This window comes from Nostoc sp. (assembly GCF_036917155.1).
In the GTDB taxonomy this organism is placed as follows: domain Bacteria; phylum Cyanobacteriota; class Cyanobacteriia; order Cyanobacteriales; family Nostocaceae; genus Nostoc.
Window position 1 is genome coordinate 11,785 of the sequence record NZ_JBALDZ010000146.1, and the last position, 17,893, is coordinate 29,677.

General features: G+C 42.4%; 15 protein-coding genes. 7 read left to right on the forward strand and 8 right to left on the reverse strand.

The window, feature by feature from the left end:
* The first annotated feature begins 295 nt into the window (after window positions 1-295).
* From murJ to V7K67_RS19745, 3 genes are all read left to right on the forward strand, one after another.
* The gene (gene murJ, locus V7K67_RS19735) at window positions 296-1,900 is read left to right on the forward strand and encodes a murein biosynthesis integral membrane protein MurJ (RefSeq protein WP_335168023.1); all 1,605 of its coding nucleotides are present in this window, start codon (window positions 296-298) and stop codon (window positions 1,898-1,900) included.
* 395 nt (window positions 1,901-2,295) lie between these two features.
* Window positions 2,296-2,808 (forward strand): outer membrane beta-barrel protein, encoded by a 513-nt coding sequence (locus tag V7K67_RS19740; RefSeq protein ID WP_334729225.1) that lies wholly within the window; start codon window positions 2,296-2,298, stop codon window positions 2,806-2,808.
* Window positions 2,809-3,008: 200 nt separating this feature from the next.
* On the forward strand, window positions 3,009-3,293 hold the full coding sequence (locus V7K67_RS19745) for a hypothetical protein (protein ID WP_334729224.1): 285 nt from the start codon (window positions 3,009-3,011) through the stop codon (window positions 3,291-3,293).
* A gap of 121 nt (window positions 3,294-3,414) precedes the next feature.
* Here the strand turns inward: V7K67_RS19745 and V7K67_RS19750 are convergent, their stop codons facing one another.
* The 4 genes from V7K67_RS19750 to V7K67_RS19765 form a co-directional block, all read right to left on the reverse strand.
* The gene (locus V7K67_RS19750; protein ID WP_334729223.1) at window positions 3,415-6,381 is read right to left on the reverse strand and encodes a DUF3769 domain-containing protein; all 2,967 of its coding nucleotides are present in this window, start codon (window positions 6,379-6,381) and stop codon (window positions 3,415-3,417) included.
* A 136-nt stretch (window positions 6,382-6,517) separates the two neighbouring features.
* Entirely contained in the window at window positions 6,518-6,634 is a 117-nt protein-coding gene (locus V7K67_RS19755) for a photosystem II reaction center protein I (protein ID WP_041566417.1), read from the reverse strand.
* Between the two features lie 495 nt (window positions 6,635-7,129).
* Window positions 7,130-7,831 carry an acyltransferase gene (locus V7K67_RS19760; protein WP_334711932.1) on the reverse strand — a complete coding sequence of 234 codons (702 nt, stop codon included), beginning with the start codon at window positions 7,829-7,831 and terminating at the stop codon, window positions 7,130-7,132.
* Between the two features lie 662 nt (window positions 7,832-8,493).
* The gene (locus V7K67_RS19765) at window positions 8,494-8,658 is read right to left on the reverse strand and encodes a hypothetical protein (protein ID WP_179063512.1); all 165 of its coding nucleotides are present in this window, start codon (window positions 8,656-8,658) and stop codon (window positions 8,494-8,496) included.
* Between the two features lie 526 nt (window positions 8,659-9,184).
* Here V7K67_RS19765 and V7K67_RS19770 point away from each other — a divergent pair.
* Complete coding sequence (locus V7K67_RS19770; protein ID WP_179066084.1) at window positions 9,185-9,508, forward strand: hypothetical protein; 324 nt, start codon at window positions 9,185-9,187, stop codon at window positions 9,506-9,508.
* 517 nt (window positions 9,509-10,025) lie between these two features.
* Window positions 10,026-12,590: an alpha-glucan family phosphorylase gene (glgP, locus tag V7K67_RS19775; RefSeq protein WP_334729221.1), complete on the forward strand. Its 2,565-nt coding sequence runs from the start codon at window positions 10,026-10,028 to the stop codon at window positions 12,588-12,590.
* Between the two features lie 439 nt (window positions 12,591-13,029).
* Here the strand turns inward: glgP and V7K67_RS19780 are convergent, their stop codons facing one another.
* Both V7K67_RS19780 and V7K67_RS19785 read right to left on the reverse strand, forming a co-directional pair.
* On the reverse strand, window positions 13,030-13,227 hold the full coding sequence (locus tag V7K67_RS19780; RefSeq protein WP_335168026.1) for a hypothetical protein: 198 nt from the start codon (window positions 13,225-13,227) through the stop codon (window positions 13,030-13,032).
* A 224-nt stretch (window positions 13,228-13,451) separates the two neighbouring features.
* The gene (locus V7K67_RS19785; RefSeq protein ID WP_334729265.1) at window positions 13,452-14,255 is read right to left on the reverse strand and encodes a DUF429 domain-containing protein; all 804 of its coding nucleotides are present in this window, start codon (window positions 14,253-14,255) and stop codon (window positions 13,452-13,454) included.
* A gap of 151 nt (window positions 14,256-14,406) precedes the next feature.
* Between V7K67_RS19785 and V7K67_RS19790 the strand changes: the two genes are divergently transcribed.
* Window positions 14,407-15,666 carry a glycosyltransferase family 4 protein gene (locus tag V7K67_RS19790; RefSeq protein WP_334729218.1) on the forward strand — a complete coding sequence of 420 codons (1,260 nt, stop codon included), beginning with the start codon at window positions 14,407-14,409 and terminating at the stop codon, window positions 15,664-15,666.
* 184 nt (window positions 15,667-15,850) lie between these two features.
* Complete coding sequence (locus V7K67_RS19795; protein ID WP_334729217.1) at window positions 15,851-16,717, forward strand: calcium-binding protein; 867 nt, start codon at window positions 15,851-15,853, stop codon at window positions 16,715-16,717.
* 265 nt (window positions 16,718-16,982) lie between these two features.
* On the opposite strand, the gene V7K67_RS19800 is transcribed toward V7K67_RS19795, so the two are convergent.
* Both V7K67_RS19800 and V7K67_RS19805 read right to left on the reverse strand, forming a co-directional pair.
* A complete protein-coding gene (locus tag V7K67_RS19800) occupies window positions 16,983-17,561 on the reverse strand; it encodes a Uma2 family endonuclease (protein WP_334729216.1) in 579 nt (192 codons plus the stop codon).
* A gap of 61 nt (window positions 17,562-17,622) precedes the next feature.
* On the reverse strand, window positions 17,623-17,784 hold the full coding sequence (locus tag V7K67_RS19805; RefSeq protein ID WP_334729215.1) for a hypothetical protein: 162 nt from the start codon (window positions 17,782-17,784) through the stop codon (window positions 17,623-17,625).
* Between the last annotated feature and the right edge of the window lie 109 nt (window positions 17,785-17,893).

Below are 17,893 nucleotides of genomic sequence, written 5' to 3' on the forward strand. Positions count from 1 at the left end.
GGTTATTGTTATAGTTCCCCTTTCTCGATCTATCCTCGTAATAAGTTGAAAAATAATTTTGGCTTGTACACATTGAAGAAGAATTCAGAAGTCAGAATCAAGACGCGACTCGACTAACTAGCAATTCGCTGTATCATAGCAATCTCAGGAATTTAATTTTGAGCCTTCGCTTTACCAATACCAAGGGTGAAAGCATTTAAAATAACTAATTTGTGGAAATTTACCTGACAGACTGCGGAATTTCAGGTTAAATGTTTTAAAGTATGCACTCTGTAAGAGTTGTCGGGTATTATTCGTGACACAACAAGACCAAAAGCCCTCTCGTTCTTTCGCTGGAATTGCTGGCATTGTTGCCGCAGCCACATTAATTAGTAAAGTCTTCGGTTTAGTGCGGCAGCAAGCGATCGCTGCCGCATTTGGTGTTGGTGCTGCTGCCACCGCCTATAGTTATGCCTATATTATTCCTGGCTTTCTATTAATCTTACTTGGTGGCGTTAATGGGCCATTACACAGCGCGCTTGTCAGCGTTTTAGCCAAGCGGCGGCGAGAAGAAGCGGCTCCCCTAGTGGAAACTGTGACAACGCTGGTAGCTGGATTACTATTGCTGGTGACAGTTGCTCAGATTTTATTTGCGGATACAATCATTGATTTAGTCGGTCATGGTTTGCAAGAAACAACCAGAGCGATCGCTATTCAACAACTCCGCATTATGGCACCGATGGCTTTATTTGCCGGTTTAATTGGCATTGGCTTCGGGACTCTCAATACAGCCAATCAATATTGGTTACTCTCCATTAGTCCTTTATTATCTAGTATTACCGTTGTTGTTGGTCTTGGGATCTTGGCTATGCAACTGGGCAAAGACATTATTAAGCCGGAGTACGCTTTAATCGGGGGAATGGTGTTAGCTTGGGGAACTTTAGCAGGAGCAGTTCTCCAGTGGTTAGTGCAGCTAATTGTCCAGTGGCGGTTAGGATTGGGTACATTACGCCTGCGGTTTGAATTTAAATCCCCAGGCGTTCAAGAAGTAATCAAAATCATGACTCCGGCGACAGTCTCCTCTGGAATGATGCCAATTAATGTTGCGACTGACCTTTATTTTGCTAGTCCTATCCCTGGTGCGGCGGCAGGATTTAACTATGCAAATTTATTAGTCCAAACTCCCTTGGGGATTATCTCTAATATCATTTTACTGCCTCTATTACCGATATTTGCCAAACTTGCCGGCCCCGAAAATTGGCCAGATTTAAAATTACGCATTCGCCAAGGACTCTTACTCACTGCCTTCACCATGCTACCGCTAGGGGCGCTGATGGTGTCGCTATCAATACCCATTGTGCAGGTGGTATATGAACGCGGTGCTTTCAAACCAGAAGCCACAGAGCTAGTTTCATCCTTATTAGTAGCTTACGGAATTGGGATGTTTGTCTATTTGGGACGTGATGTTTTGGTGCGGGTATTCTATGCTTTAGGAGATGGACAAACACCTTTTCGCATCAGTGTTTTTAACATCTTGCTCAACATTATATTAGATTGGTTTTTCGTGAAACCTTTTGGCGCTCCCGGTTTGGTGTTAGCAACGGTGGGTGTAAATTGCAGTTCAATGTTAATGCTGTTATGGTTACTCGATCGCAAACTCAATGGTTTACCTTGGCGCGAGTGGAGTTTGCCAATTCTGGGTTTGGCTGCTGGTAGCGTGGTAGCTGGGGTAGCAAGCTATGGGACATTGCTTGGTTCCCAGCATTTGTTTGGTAAAACAGGTTTACTGATTCTGGTGTTGCAATTGTGTATATCTGGCTTCGTAGGGATTGCGGTGTTTGCTGCGATCGCTTCATGGCTGAAAATACCAGAGGTGAATATATTTATATCTCGTCTATGTCAGCGCTTTTTGAAGAAATAACTGACGATAAGTCATGGCATCAAAAAATTCTTGCTGTGGGGATGATAGATTGATTTGGTGCTAGATTTATCTGATATGGTGAGTTGAGAAACTTGGTATCCACAAGTTCTATGTAAGCCTCTTGTGGCTAAGAGGATGTTTGAAAAGTATTGGGCGAATAGAATTCGCTACTACACAAACCAAGTCCACCTGCGTGGACTAATACAAAATCAAGGGTTTTTAACCTGCAGAGGCAGGTTTTGCCTGTGTAGCCGCGATTTCTAATCGCCACCCAAGTGGGTGAGAAATAATTCAGCCACTTGGGTGAGCCAGGTGTGCGAGGTTACATTTTGTAAAAAAAGAGATTCTAGTACTAGAGAACATTGATTTTACTTAACTCTAGTGAGAATAATCCTATGAAACTTACAAAATTAGCTGCCTCTGCACTTGCTGTTGCTTCCATTGTCCTTTCGGCTGGTATTGCATCTGCTCAAACAGCAGGTACTAACGGTAACTACATCGGTGCTGGTATTGCGGTTGGTGCAACCAGTGGCGGACAAGGAAACGATGAAGCACAACTTGGTGGTAATATTCAAGGACGGTACGCCGTTCCCAATGCCCCTGTTTCATTGCGGGGTTCTGTGCTGTATGGTGGTGACGCTGCTGCAATTATGCCCATAGTGACTTACGATGCACCCATCGCCAAAAATACTAACGTTTACTTCGGTGGTGGTTATTCTTTTGTAACTGACGAAGGTCAAAGAACCCCATTGGGCAATCAGAATTCACCTGTAGTCACCCTTGGTATTGAATCAGAAGTTAGCAACAATGTCATTGCCTACGGCGATACTAAATGGGGTATTGACGCTTACAGAAATAGTGATGCTGATGCCGTCAGCTTCCAAGCTGGATTAGGCTATCGCTTCTAGTGATTACAAGCTAGAAAACGGCTTATTCGGAAGCTAAAGCAATGATGTTTACCAGCCGTAATAGTAATACATTCTGTCATGTCTGAGTATTTATACTCGGACATGAATCATTTTTATTGATGATTTTGATAAGAAATGATATTGGCTAGTATTGATACTTTCTTTTAAAGTGAAGTAAATACACGTATAAGATATTACTCATGAAAAAGATTAATCCCATTTCAGAAATAGTTGGTGAAACAACTGACGTGGAATCTTGGCTGATTCGAGCAGGGCTAAGATTTTCAGATTTAGGCGACGATGCCGAAAGCATTGCAATCCGTAAGCAATGGCGAGAGTACCAAGCGGCAGTTCATAGATGCTGTGTAACCCTACACCAACTACCATCAGATGTTCAACTAGGCGGTGACTATGCCAACCTGAGAATACCTGGTGGTGCATCAAGCAATTGTGCGATAGATTGTCGAGTCGTCCCAAGTCCTTAGACTGGGCAAAAGATCGAAAATCTATCAAGTGGAAACTGATAAGTAAGTCGGCATAAATAATTATCTTTGGAATAAAGTAGGGGGTAGGGAGCAGAGGGCAAAAGGGTTTGAGCCTTGTTTACTAATTACCCTGTTGTACGCCGTTCACTACTGGCTTAACTTCCGAAAATGGATCAGTGCCGCCACCCCAGTTAAAATCACTAATTCTGATGCTGAAGCCGCCTAGCTGCAACACCGGATTGTAACGTAAGGTGATGCCATAGCTACGACGACTATATTCCACAATGTAGTCGGTGCTAGTTTGTGTACCAGTATCCAAGTTAATAGATGTTTGAAAGCCTAAGCGAAAAGGGCCGTAGATTTGCTGTGATATCCCAGCACTCAACACTTTGTTATCAACGGAGCGATCAAACAAAAAGGGTGATAATCCGTTATTTAAGCCTTGAGAGAAACTAATATTAAAGGCGGTATAGTCTAAAAAAGGTCGAGAAAAATGACCAATTTGACCTTGTAAGCCAATAGTACCAGTTAAGGTGCTTTGGTTATCACCACTGCTGTAATAACTGGTCGTGCCTGTAACGCCAGTGAACGCTTGCAAGTAAGGAACTACAGGATTAGCTGTGTATCGTAATCCCTCAGTGGCAGTGCGTGCTAATGGTTTTCCCTGCCACAGTAAAAACCCGCGACTGAGAGCAACGCTACCTTGTAAACGACTTAATGAGATGCGATCGTTTTCCCGCACTGGTTTTAGTAAGTCTTGGCGATCGGTGTTAGCATCGATATACTGGGCACTTGCCTGATAGCTGAGGTTAATACCGCTTTTTCCTAAAGGGATCACAGGAGAGGTAATAACGCCGCCAAAACTGCTCTGGACAGTTTGAAAGCCAAGGCTACCGTTGTAGAGACGATCGCGGTAGTTATATTGCACATTCAATGTGTGGGGAAGAGAAGTGCCTATTGTCTGGCGCAATCCCAAATCCACCCGCAAATTGTTTTCCACCTGACTCAAGTCAAGACTACTTAACTGCCCAGTCCCCTGAAGTGTTGTCCGTGGACTCAAAACAGAATTTATCGTTGTCTTCACACCAAATAGTGCGCCTAAGTCACCTGTGCCTTCTTGCACAGCTCTCTCTAATAATAACTGGGGCGTGATCGTCCACTGAGTTTGGCTTGTACTAATCACTGAAAAGCCACGCTCAATATAGAAACCACCCCGATCAGTTCCATCAAAGCCGGGGGAGACTAGAAAGGGTGTAACGTCCCGCTCCCGACGGTCAATAGTATGCTCATCTAATGGAATTGGTAAGGACAATGTTTGATCCAATACCAAACGCTGCCCCTGTGTCCTGATGCGGTCTACCAAGGGTGTCTCTTGTGTCAGAGTTACTTTATCTGCGCGTAATTCTAGTTCTGGGGGCGAAAAAGGATCGTTGGTGATGCGGACATCTCTTGCTTGCCAGCCTTGGGGATAAAAGTCAATGTGTTCCGCTTCAAACCTGAGCCGATTGACTACACCCCCTGATTTCGGTGGTGGGATGTTGGTAGCACCTGTCTCACCACCAATTGTCACATCAAGTCCTCCAGGGCTGCTTACACCTGAAAGGGGCTGATTGGCTCTAATGCGATCGCTTGGTGGACGTTTTGGGACTCCACCAGCAGTTACATCGGTGGGTAAGAAAGCAAAATCTGTTTGGGCTGAGGGTACGTAAATTTCGCCTCTACCATTTTCCATTTCACCACTATCTTGAACAAAGTTATAGGTAAAGCGTTGTCCTCGCAGTACTTGATCGCCCCGTGTTAAAGTTACGTTGCCGTAGCCCGCAGCGATCAAGTTGTCCAAATTGACTTGCAAGCGATCGGCATCTACCACCGCCCCATCAAATCGCACAACTACATTACCTACAGCCGTAATAATTCGCTGTTGCTCGTTATACTCTTGCCGATCTGAAGTGACTTCCACAATTCTCGGCCCGGCTGGCAGTGTGGTAGCTGGCGCAGTTGTTGTACCAGACGGTTTACCTTGTGGCTGATTAGTGGTGTTTACCTTTGATGTAGGCGTTGGTTGCTGGACTTGGGACTGGAATTCTACAGTGATGGGCTTTGATAGTTGGTTTGTCGGGTTACGAGACTTAAATTCTATAAAACTTTGTACTGATTGAGAACTTGGTGCAAGATCAGCAGCAGATACAGAGATATTGTCTGCTTTTGCATGTTGTGCAGTAATGTCAGTTTGCTGTTCTTGTTGGGTTAACTTTTCAGCTAAAATTTCTGCTTTGGATTTGACTAACTGGTTGCTGTTTGTGACAGTTGGGGCAATTTCAAGAGAGGGTGGAGATTGGGCGACAAGGGAACTTGGAGAAACCCTATAGCTAAAGCTAGAAGAGTCCAAAAAGGTTTGTTTTTTTCCAGCGCTAGAGTTTGGATCTAGCGTAGACGCAAAGCGGCTTGTCGTCAGACATCGCTGACCGAGTTTTTGAGAAGGTTCACTTTTTGCATCTTGCTCGGAAGCCTCCACTGCAACTTTTTTTGGTAATGCAGCAGCTTCTCTTTGCATCTCCCGTTTTCGCAGCACTGACATGAGAAGAAGTTGCGATCGCTGGATGCCGCCACTCGAACTTGTCTTTGTATCTTCTTGATTTTGGCGATTAGAGGTTGTAACCTTCTGCTTGGGATAACCAACGACTAGCGGTTGCCCCAGAATTCCAGCAGTTCCAGAACCAGTGAATGGGGAACTTTCTGGTGCGAAGGTTTCTGTTTCTGGTGAATTAGGTACAGAGGAAGTTTTGGCAACTACCAAGTCATCCTGAGTTGAGTTGATCGGAATTGGCAATGACGGATCACCCTTAGTGTTACCCGCTATTGCCAACTGAGCTAAAACCTTGGGCTGCTTAGATTTATCTGTTTTTTCGTGTATTCCAGTATCTACACCTGAAAGAAATTTTGTATGACTAGCAGATGAGTCGGAATTTACAGGTTGTAAAGATTCGAGGATAGGAGGCGGATCGGGTGGCAGAACTGGATGAAGCATAAGTGAGCAAAATCGGGCTAACAAACAGCCAAATGTCGGACGGAAGGATAAACTATACATTCTGCCTTCCGACTGTCGCCTTCTGCTACCTACAGCAAGCTACCTGGAGGAAGAAACTTACTAATTTTCGCTTAGTAAGTTTCCGTGGCGTTTAGTATTTTCCGCCTTCCAAAGTCGCGGATGATTTATCGCCCTTTTACTCTAAGTCCCGACGGCCGGGGTTACGAGCGGGATCGTTCGACAAAAATCCGAAGATGAAGATAGTTACGAAGAAGGCAACAACAATATAAACAGCGATTTTTAAAGTCAGCATAGAAATATCTCCAATGGGTAAAACAAAGAGAGCTTTTCTTTTAGAATCTGCCATGCAGAAAAGATAGCTACTTTATATTACCCAAATCTCGTCCCTTTTTTAGAGGACTCTGGGGATTGGGGACTGGGGATTGGGGACTGGGGATTGGGGATTGGGGAACTAGGGACTAGCAGTGTCTATCCTATCCTACGCTTATTGAGAATAGTGCAAGATATCAGTTGTCTGACTTTTAGATGACCCTAAGAAATAACTCAGAGGACTATTGACTCCTCTGACGTTGACTGACGGCAAAGGTTTCCCAAAAAAAGGTTAGAGGTTGCAGGTTACAGGAAATAATTACTATCCCCCAATGCCCAATGCCCTTCAAGAGTGCTGAGTAATGAGTGCTGAGTGCTGAGTGGGGAATCTCATTTCTTTACTCAGGACTGGGAACGGGCTAAACCTTAGCTATCCGCTAACGGAAAAGAGGAACTGTTATGCCCAATGCCCAATCCCCTATTTCTCAGCTTGAACTTTTGCTATATCTTTGCCAATTCGGTTTTTGATTACTCGTGCAGGTATGCCTACAGCAACGGAAAAAGGAGGAATATCTCTATTAACAACTGCTCCTGCACCAATGACACTGCCTTTACCGATAGTAACGCCATCTAATACTGTTACTCCATGTCCTAGCCAACAATCATCCTCAATCACGATTCCCTTGCGAGTAACACCTTGGTATTTAATCGGCTCCATCGGATCAGCAAAATTATGATTATTGGCATATATCCCTGAGTAGGCAGCAATCATACACTGTTTACCAATTTTAATGTCTCCTGGCCCCTCAATAGACACATTGGGAGCAATGAAGGTGTTTTCATCAATGTGTATATACGTATCTTCCAAAGAACCGATATCAACGTTACGCTCAATAGCGACTCTATTTCCTAGATGAATTCTATTATTTTTGTGACCTCTAGCATCCATCCGCACACCCTTGAAAATATAAACTCCACTGCCGATCTCAATACAAGAGGTACCGTTAAATTCAACACCATTCTGAATATACACTGAGTTGCCTATCTGGGCAAAAATACTGCGATACCCAAAATTACGCAACTTTGGCCCCAGAATAAGTGTTGGAATATCTCCTAACACAGTTGTTACTAAAAGTTCTTGCAATCGCTGCAATTTTGAAAAATATTGCTCGTTCTGCATAGCGACATATCTCTTTAATCAATTGTTGTTGACAGCGTTTAAAGTTGTTTTGTCCGTATCCTAATCTTCTACCAATACCAATAAAATTCGTGCCTTTTGATACATAAAATAAGGTAGCAGGATCACAAAAATTTCCCAAGATTTTTAGATGGTTTTCCAACATTTGAAAAACTAAAGTCTAGCTTTGACTATGTGAGCAATTCTTGAGGTTAGGTGTGTAGAATTACTCAAGTAATATGCACAATTGCGTTAAGTCGCTAGAAGTTTTTGTACTATATGTACGTAAAACTTTGGCTTCTTTGTCACAAAATCAATTAACAAAGTAATTTCAGTGCATTGCCAAGTCAAAACTCAGACTCTTAAATTGTCTGATGGGAAAATTTGCTGGTTTAGATAGGCTACTATTTTGGTTCTCGGTCAAATTTGAAAAGCTTGCTACCGCTAACAGCACTACTGAAGCAAATAGGGATAGTGTTGTCTATCTTGAGGCTATTTCCTCTCAAGCGATTTTAGTCTTTTGAAACAACTCAATTTCAAAAGCTATTTTGCAACAAAAAATACATCTAACTAGACTATATTCAAAGTTTAGATAAAATTTCTGCCTAGCATGACAATGTAATTATTGTTGGATTTTATGGGTATTTTGCCCAAATAAAATCCAATTAGGGTGGATTATCTCCCACATCAGCCATCACATTGAAGTTAACCATCGGTGCAAACAAGTAAGCGCTTCCCCGACTGCTATGACGGCTTTCTTGCAACGAATTTCTAGAGTATGCTGCTCCAATCATGTTGCACACGGATGATTTACAGACTAACCAATTCATGTTGGTAATTACATGAATGGTTTTTAATAACAATTGTTTTTAACGATAACACATTTTATTTTGAGTGGAACACTCTCAAGAAATAAGTTGCTTGTTGATGAAAATTCGGGAAATTAGTTATTTTTTTTACTAGAGAGATTGCTACTCTGGAATATTTTTATACACCTAGATAAAATCCATTGAGAAGAGAGAGTTGAAAAATGCTGTCAAGGGTTACTTAGAATTTCTGTCCATATTTCTACATTTGCTTGTCCAAGTAATTTTATGATTGGGTGTTAAACTCAGAATGATATCTACTATACTTGTGACCCTTACAATATTCTTTTTCTACATATACTTATATCTAGAAATTTGTAAATCACCCATTCGGGTGAGCCAGGCGGGTGATGCGTACTTGACATTACTTATTATAAATTCTATTGAAAGAAAGCTAAAACGTAGCTTAGTTTCGAGGATAAATCCCCAAAAAAACATCAAAATTCCCAAGTTGAGGTATCGGTTTTAACTCACACACGTGGTTCAAATTATGGCTTTAATTAAAGAAATTGTACAAGAAGCTCTAACTATCGGCTATTTGAGTGTTGTAGCCGAAGATCAACTGCGATCGCAGCTTCAAGGTAATTATGACTCAGAAGACCTAGATGCCTGGATAATTTTACAGCGAGCGATCGCAGCCGGTGATGTAAAACTTGAGTCGCGCCGAAAAAAAGCTTCTCTCTCTCCTAAAGCCAAAGACGCTTCATCGAGTATCAAACTTGCTTATCAAATGGCAGCGGAACTCGCTTATGCAGCAGCTGTAGCTTTGACGATGACAAAAAATACTAAAGATCAGCCTTCATTGGGCGCGTAAGATAACACGCTACTAAGTTATTTTCCTGGTTTAGTATCAAAACTTAATACCAAGTAGTTAGCGCTTGCTTTTCCTGCTTAACTGCTTGGTAAGGTTTTCATCCAATTCTTATTTATAGCCTTTAGCTCCCACTTCTTTGCCAGCACAATTTTATTAAGAAATAATTAAAAATTTAACTTTCCTGGACACAGGTATGGGGAATTTTTACTTTCAGCTAAGACCATAGAACTGATCCCCGGAAGCAATAATAAAATAAATATAAATTATTTATTCATAACTAGATTTTTTTAAGTGATATATGCCAGTAAATGATTAAATCTTAATATACCAAGTACATGGCTGAGAGTAAGGCATAGAATTAGAAACACCTTGGTGTAAACTTTAGCAACGAGGTTAAAAAGAATTCTCAATGTTTAACAAAGTCATCGCTTTTTCACAAAATACAGTATGAAGAATTGGCAACATTGGTAAAGAGAGTAAACAATAACCATAGCTAAACTTGGAGTTTTGCCAACCTATGCAGCCAATTCGCACATTTAACGTATCCCCTTCACTACCGCCACGACTCGAACCACTACGGCGGCTAGCACAGAACTTGCACTGGGATTGGAACGTTGATACTAAAGATTTATTTCGTCGCTTAGACTCTGACCTATGGGAGTCTAGCCATCATAATCCAGTGTTAATGTTGGGTACGATCGCTCAATCGCGGCTTCTGGAAGTTGTCGAAGATGAAGGCTTCCTAGCGCAAATGGATCGAGCTGACCGTCAGTTAGAAGATTATTTGCAAGAGCGCACCTGGTATCAGAAACAACGGGAGCAGAAACCAAAGGAATGCTACGCCTATTTTTCGGCGGAATTTGGACTGGTAGATTGTTTACCGGTCTATTCTGGGGGCTTGGGCGTTTTGGCGGGAGATCATCTCAAATCTGCCAGTGACCTGGGATTACCACTTGTCGGTGTAGGTTTACTGTATCAGCAAGGCTACTTTGCTCAGTATCTCAATGCCGATGGCTGGCAGCAAGAGCGCTACCTGAACAACGATTTCTACAATATGCCCTTGCATCTAGAGCGGAATGCCGATGGTTCAGAACTGCAGATTGTGGTAGATTATCCTGGACGCAAGGTGTATGCCAGAGTTTGGCGCGTACAGGTAGGAACGGTTCCCCTGTATTTGATGGACACCAACATTGAACCCAATAATACTTACGACCACGACATCACAGATCAACTGTATGGTGGCGACATCGATATGCGTATCCACCAGGAAATCATGCTGGGGATCGGTGGTGTGCAAATGCTCAAGGCTTTGGGGCTGAAAGTCACCGCCTACCACATGAATGAAGGTCACGCCGCCTTCTCTGCCCTAGAACGCATCCGCTTGCTGATTCAGGAAGAGGGACTGAATTATGCTCAAGCTAAACAGGTAGTAGCTTCCAGCAATATCTTTACCACCCATACGCCAGTACCAGCGGGAATTGACTTGTTCGCTCCCGACAAAATTTTGTACTACCTGGGCTACTATGCAGAGATATTTGGGTTGCCTAAAGAGCAATTTTTAGGGATAGGGCGTGAGAATACAGGCGACTTATCAGGGCCTTTCAGTATGGCGGTGCTGGCGCTAAAAATGGCAACATTTTCTAACGGTGTTGCACAGCTGCATGGTGTAGTTTCGCGGCAAATGTTCCAGGGTTTGTGGCAGAAAGTGCCGGTAGAGGAAGTACCAATCGCCGCAATTACCAACGGTGTCCATGCTCGGAGTTGTGTGGCGAAATCAACTCAAGAGTTGTACGATCGCTACCTGGGGCCAAACTGGTCATCAGCACCACCAGATAGCCCATTGTGGGAGCGGATGGAAGCCATACCCGATGAGGAGTTGTGGCGCAATCACGAACGCTGCCGCTTAGATATGATTTTGTATGTGCGAGAGCATTTGGTCAAACATTTGCGCGATCGCGGCGCTTCTGCCTCCGAAATTGTCCAAGCGCAAGAAGTTTTAGATCCTTACGCTTTCACCATTGGCTTTGCCCGTCGCTTTGCCACCTACAAACGCGCCACCCTCTGGATGCGCGATTTGGATCGGATTAAGCGGCTTCTGCTGGCTAACAAAGACCGGAAGGTGCAATTCGTAATCGCTGGTAAAGCACATCCCAAAGATATACCAGGTAAAGAATTGATCCGCGATATCAATCACTTTATCCGCGAACAGCATTTAGAAAAACAGGTAGTGTTTGTTCCCAATTACGACATTTACATCTCCCGATTGATGGTTGCGGGTTGTGATATCTGGTTAAATACACCGCGTCGTCCACGCGAGGCCTCTGGTACCAGTGGTATGAAAGCGGCAATGAATGGATTGCCGAACTTAAGTGTACTAGATGGCTGGTGGGATGAAGCTGATTACGTCCGCACAGGTTGGGCGATTGGACATGGAGAGAATTACGACGATCCCAACTACCAAGATGAAGTAGAAGCCAACGCTCTCTACGAATTGTTAGAAAAGGAAGTTGTACCCCTATTTTATGACCATCGGGATACTGATGGCTTACCCCGTCCCTGGGTTGCCAAAATGAAGGATGCAATTCGGTTGAATTGTCCATTCTTTAATACAGCGCGGATGGTAGGAGAATATGCACAGCGGGCTTATTTTCCAGCTAGCGATCGCTATCATACCCTGACTGTTGATAACTATGCCCCAGCGAAAGAACTAGCTGCTTGGAAAGAAAAACTGGGCGAACACTGGTTCAACATCAGAATCAAAGATGTTGACATATCGGCAGTTTCGGACATTGAGGTTAACCAAACCGTTGCTGTTAAAGCCAAGGTTGACTTAGCAACCTTGAATAATAATGATGTGCAGGTGGAGCTATATCAAGGTGCGATCGATGCCAATGGTGAGATTGTCAACGCTGTGCCGGTGGTGATGGATTACCAAGGTGAAGATGCACAGCAATTGAGTATTTACACAGGTAATATCACTTATACCGCTTCTGGTTTGCAAGGCTTGTCTTTGCGTGTATTGCCGAAAAATAAAAATCTGGCTAATCCTTATGAACCAAGGTTGATTGCTTGGGCAGAATAAGAGTGTTGAGTAGTTTTTGAATACCAAGACTAGGCGTTGCTAATTTAAATTTAGCAACGCCTTTTGAGGATGTCTGAAGCTTTATTTTCTAACAGTAACTAAAATTTCTAGCTGACAAGCGAAAAATAGATCCCCGAAATTATTTCAGCGATTGGGTTCGCCCAAAGTGATAAAAGAGAGTTAACTACAAATTGATAACTGAAAGCTACTGCAAAAATCGATAGTTACAATGAAGGTGTTGATACTATTTATGACTTCAATGCTACTAATGAATTGATTCAGCTATCGAATTATGGCTTTGGAAGTCGCTTATCAATAGGTTCACTTTCAGCAAGTCAGTTTACACTCGGAACATCTGCAACTACTAGTGAAGAGCGATTCATTTACAACAGCGCTACAGGTGCATTGTTCTTTGACCAAGATGGTAGTGGATCTGGGTTTACTCAGGTACAATTTGCACAACTATCTTCTGGATTGTCACTAACCAACAACAATTTTGTGGTTGTTTAATCTTGATTAGCGCTCTGCCATTACCAAGTGGTACGGTTTGCGGGGTGCTATTTTTAGCATCTCGAATTTCTTTTGCTTTGCGATCGCGTCGCAATATCTTACAGCAAATTGCAATCAAACATGCCACAGATAAAAGTACCAAAACCAATGTTGGGCTTTGTTTTACTTTTGTAGCTGGCTTGATCGAAAACTGCTGTAATCAGAAGCAAGTACCATACACGCTCAATCACCAAACGATGGCTAAGAACCAGATTAAATCATAAATTTGATGGTAGCTTGCCGCTGTAGGCATCGCTTCTGGCGTGTGCAGTAATCCAAATTCCTCTAAAGCAGCATACGCGAAGCCTTTGCTCAAATTCTTTGAGGGATGATAATGTAGCCTGTGGTGCGATCGCCTAAAACTAAGTTACGTTGTTCTCCCCAATACCACCAGTATGCAGCAATGTAAGCGCAAATTAAGCTATCTAGTTTATCTTCGGTTGCTTTGAGGGCTGCGCCTGTGGTGGGGATTTCGGAAGTAAATGTAGACGTACCAGCGGCTTGCCGTAGGCTACCGCCTTCTCTGCGAGACACTGCGTGAACGCGCAGCGTCTCGGAGAGAAGACGCCAAGGACGCAGAGGAGGAGAGATGGAGGGGAGGATATTGAGGAGATAATTTTGGAGTTTGATTAGTTCTAGGCGGCGATCGCTGAGGCGGCCTTTTTTGTATTTGAGGATGCGTTCTAAGTTGAATAGGTTAACGATCGCTGGGTGGGGAAAGACTTCTATTTGATATCTGCCCAGTTTTTGCGGCTCGATGGTGGGGGCGTGTGCAAAACCACGTGATTCTAATTCTAAACCAAAGTTGATGGTGCGCTCTGCGAAAGGTAGGTTTTGATTAGCTGGGTAGCATCCCGCATGATATTTACCAAAGTACTTGTGGCTGAGTTTGTCGGGGAGACGACTTCCGGTAGCGTTGGGTATGAGGGTAGGTGCATCTACGGCGATGATAGCTGGTTCATCTGGTTTGACAGTGCGATCAATCCAGGTAAGGATGTCTGCAATGGCATCTTTGCGGTCTAAATCGAGTAGTTGCAGTTGTCCATCTATCCATTCTAAACAGCATAGTCCACTTGGTTGCGATCGCCAGCCTAAATCAATGCCAAGAAATTTCATGGTCATAACACGAATTTGCGATTATTTTCGCATTTTCGGGCAACCATTTACCTAAATTTACTTGCTAAAAATCGTGATGAATAATCTTATAATCTTAGGCAGCTTGTCTTAATTTATTTTATCTGGCAATAAGTTAATCAAGATTATTCCAATGAAAATTTTATTTTTACATCCCAATTTTCCCTCACAATTTCGCAATCTAGCGATAGTTTTAGGTAAAGATCCTAATTACCAAGTCGTCTTTGGGACAAATCGTCGTGAAGGTGAAATACCTGGCGTTTATAAAGCTATTTATACTCCTTCTCGTGAAGCGGCTCCCCAAACCCATCACTACGTTCGTAATCTGGAAAATGCTGTTCTGACTGCTCAGGCTGTCTATCGCGTGGCAGAAAAATTAAAAGCTGAGGGTTTTGTTCCAGATATAGTTTATGGTCATTCTGGTTGGGGACCAACTTTATTTATGAAAGATGTTTTCCCCAAAGCAGAATTATTGTGTTATTTTGAGTGGTTTTACCATCCTCACGGTTCGGATGCAGATTTTGATCCAAATGAACCACTGAATGCTGATGATGAATGCCGCATCCGCGTGAAAAATGCGCCGATTTTGACTGATTTATATAGCTGCGATCGCGGTCTTTCTCCGACGAACTGGCAGCGTCAGCAGTTTCCCAAAGAATATCATAGCAAACTCACTGTAATTCATGATGGTATTGATACCCAATATTTTGTTCCCAAACCAGGCGCAAAGTTAGTTTTACCAAGAATAAATCTGGATCTTTCCCATGTGGAAGAGTTGGTAACTTATGTGGGACGGGGGATGGAACCTTATAGAGGTTTTCCGCAGTTTATGGAAACGGTGGCGCTAATTCAGCAGCGACGACCTAAGTGCCATGTAGTAGTTGTGGGAGAAGATCGGGTTGCTTATGGTAAAAATCTCCCCGATGGTAAGACTTATAAACAATTAATGCTAGAAAAATTATCTTTGGATTTATCGAGGCTGCACTTTACAGATAGGCTTCCTTACAATGAATACCTTCAGGTTTTACAAGCTTCTTCTGCTCATATTTATTTAACCCGCCCTTTTGTATTATCTTGGTCAATGTTAGAAGTCATGGCAGCAGGATGTTTACTAATAGCTTCTAAGACTCAGCCAGTATTAGAAGTCGTACAGGATGGGGTGAATGGACTGCTAGTAGATTTCTTTTCTCCCCAGGATATTGCTAATCGGGTTGAAGAGGCGCTGAATAATCCTCAAGTGATGAGTGCAATTCGTGCAAATGCGCGAGAAACAATTCTGAAGCGTTATGATTTAGCAAAACTGTTACCACAACATTTGCAATGGATGTTCGCTGGTAAAAATTCTGATAGTTTGAAAAATCGTCCAAGTTCTAAAGGATTTAGCAGAGATTAAGTAAATTCGTCATTAGTCATTGGTCATTAGTCATTAGCCTCTTGTATAAATATTTTTGTTTCAAGCAAAGGCGCAAAGAAAAGCCTGAAAATAACGACTTTTGTAAGAAGTATATTAATTATTGATTCGTTATTGGTAAATAACTAATGACTAATGACTGAAAAATACAAAGGCGATATTTAAAATGCGAATTATTTTTACCATTGCCCATTTTTTCAAACCTAGCAGTGAGGGTCGTCATGCTTCCCAACGCAAAGACCCACAACCTCGTTTGCAGGCATTAACTACAAGCCTTACTGTCTTACACCAATTATTTGGCAAATCTCAAAGTATCATCAATATCGCTCAACGACTAGCTTTCCCAGCTAATCAGCCACAGTCTCACGAACTAGATATTGTTATTTGTACAACGAAAGATAATCATCTTTTGAATCAGCTTCCCTTACCATCCCATTTATATAGGCATCATTCTAGCAATGCAGAACCTATGCTTTTAGGATTTGAATGTCAAGCTGTTCTGCAAAGTTGTCTTGGTCAATATGATTACTACTGTTTTCTTGAAGATGATTTAATTATTCATGACCCTTGGTTTTTTATAAAATTAAATTGGTTTACCCAGCAAGTGGGTGATTTAAATTTGCTCCAGCCAAATCGTTATGAAGTGTCCTCCCATGCTTTGGTTCACAAAGCTTACATTGATGGAGATTTGGCTTTACGAGTAACTGCTCCTTTTCAAAATGTGCAACAGCAACAGGAACTCAATGGCGCAATTATGAATGCACCAATTACCTTTTATCGTGCCCTCAATCCTCACGCAGGCTGCTACTTTTTAAATGCAAATCAGATGGCTCAATGGGCTAATCAAACCTATTTTCTCGACCGCGATGTTAGCTTTGTCGGTCCTTTAGAAAGTGCTGCTACTTTAGGAATTATGAAGACATTCCGAATTTATAAAACCTCACCAGAGCAAGCAAGCTTTTTGGAGATTCAGCACTTTGGCACGGGATTTATAGGACTAATTGGCGGACAAGTAGGTTTAGTAGAAAGGTAGATTTAATTTAAGAGTTTGACTATCTTTATAAAACTCCCGGTTCGCCCATTTTTTCAGGAGTTAGAAGAAAGGCTATTCAGGGGTAAAAGATTGGCCACCAAGTTGGGTGTAAATAGTAGTCGGAAACCCAAGCAAAACAAGAATACGATGCTGTAACGGAGAAAGAGCGGTCAAATTTTTGGAAATATGTCTTTCGGTATACTTATTTTCCTAACTCCTAAAAAATTGAGCGAACCGGGAGTTAACAATCAAAATAATGATTCCTCTACGCAAAAATTGGCTGTAAATTTAAAATAAAACCAGGGAGAACATCTTCACCAGATAAACTTGTAGGAGATTGTAAAACTTCTGGTGCAAGATTTGGACGATAAATTATTACTTGTTTATCTTTGGGATTAATTAACCAACCAAGTTGTAAACCCGAAGCTAAGTATTCCCGCATCTTGGCTTTAGTGTCCTCGACATCATCAGTTTCAGAAACCAATTCCACTGCAAAGTCTGGGCACAAGGGGAGATATTTTTTTCTTTGTTGTGGTGTGAGAGCATCCCACCGTTCCATCTTTACCCAAGAAGCATCAGGAGAACGAGTTGCACCATTGGAAAGTTTAAAACCAGTAGAAGAATCAAAAGCTTTTCCTAAATTCTTTTGACTATTCCAAAACCATAGTTGACCTAACAAATCAAAATTACGGTTTCCCGTTTCTCCTCCAGTGGGTGACATGATTACCAATTCTCCTTCAGCAGTTAATTCCAAACGCAACTCTTTATTCACAGCAACAATCTGTTCAAATGCCTCATCCGTAAATTTGAGATTAGCAGGTAATTGTAAAGTTAAAGCAGTCATAATTAATTCCGCTCCACGAAATCCTAGTTGCGTTACACCCATGCGCTGCCAATAGGGAAGATTAAACCTCTACCTCTAGCCTATCTTTCATGTCGCCATCAAACAACGGCAAAGACTCAATCTCCTCTTTTCTCTTGCCATGTGGCTCAGTTTGTCGGCGCTGGCAACAAATCGCTGTTAGAAAATCTTCTAAACTGACTTTCGCCAAAGCATCAGTAATCAAACCTCTAATTATAGTATTAACCCAAGTTGCTAGTTACTAGTCAAGGGCGATCGCAATGGGTGTGTTAAGCAATAAAATGCCCTCCAAGAAGAAAATTAGGAGGGCTATA